The 1,043-nt window shown below is 53.4% G+C and carries 1 protein-coding gene; it reads left to right on the plus strand.

Annotated elements, in window-relative coordinates; genetic code table 11:
- A partial coding sequence (gene tuf, locus BEA93_RS24455; protein ID WP_000302019.1) for an elongation factor Tu occupies positions 1-1,041 on the plus strand: 1,041 nt, incomplete at its 5' end.
- Positions 1,042-1,043: the final 2 nt, after the last annotated feature.

The raw sequence follows: 1,043 nt of genomic DNA on the forward strand, positions 1-1,043 counted from the left end.
CAGATCGATAACGCGCCGGAAGAAAAAGCTCGTGGTATCACCATCAACACTTCTCACGTTGAATACGACACCCCGACCCGTCACTACGCACACGTAGACTGCCCGGGGCACGCCGACTATGTTAAAAACATGATCACTGGTGCTGCTCAGATGGATGGCGCGATCCTGGTTGTTGCTGCGACTGACGGCCCGATGCCGCAAACCCGTGAGCACATCCTGCTGGGTCGTCAGGTAGGCGTTCCGTACATCATCGTGTTCCTGAACAAATGCGACATGGTTGATGACGAAGAGCTGCTGGAACTGGTTGAAATGGAAGTTCGTGAACTTCTGTCTCAGTACGACTTCCCGGGCGACGACACTCCGATCGTTCGTGGTTCTGCACTGAAAGCGCTGGAAGGCGATGCAGAGTGGGAAGCGAAAATCCTGGAACTGGCTGGCTTCCTGGATTCTTACATTCCGGAACCAGAGCGTGCGATTGACAAGCCGTTCCTGCTGCCGATCGAAGACGTATTCTCCATCTCCGGTCGTGGTACTGTTGTTACCGGTCGTGTGGAACGCGGTATCATCAAAGTTGGCGAAGAAGTTGAAATCGTTGGTATCAAAGAGACTCAGAAGTCTACCTGTACTGGCGTTGAAATGTTCCGCAAACTGCTGGACGAAGGCCGTGCTGGTGAGAACGTAGGTGTTCTGCTGCGTGGTATCAAACGTGAAGAAATCGAACGTGGTCAGGTACTGGCTAAGCCGGGCACCATCAAGCCGCACACCAAGTTCGAATCTGAAGTGTACATTCTGTCCAAAGATGAAGGCGGCCGTCATACTCCGTTCTTCAAAGGCTACCGTCCGCAGTTCTACTTCCGTACTACTGACGTGACTGGTACTATCGAACTGCCGGAAGGCGTAGAGATGGTAATGCCGGGCGACAACATCAAAATGGTTGTTACCCTGATCCACCCGATCGCGATGGACGACGGTCTGCGTTTCGCAATCCGTGAAGGCGGCCGTACCGTTGGCGCGGGCGTTGTAGCTAAAGTTCTGAGCTAATT

Source organism: Escherichia sp. MOD1-EC5950, from assembly GCF_002965345.1.
In the GTDB taxonomy this organism is placed as follows: Bacteria; Pseudomonadota; Gammaproteobacteria; order Enterobacterales; family Enterobacteriaceae; genus Escherichia; species Escherichia marmotae.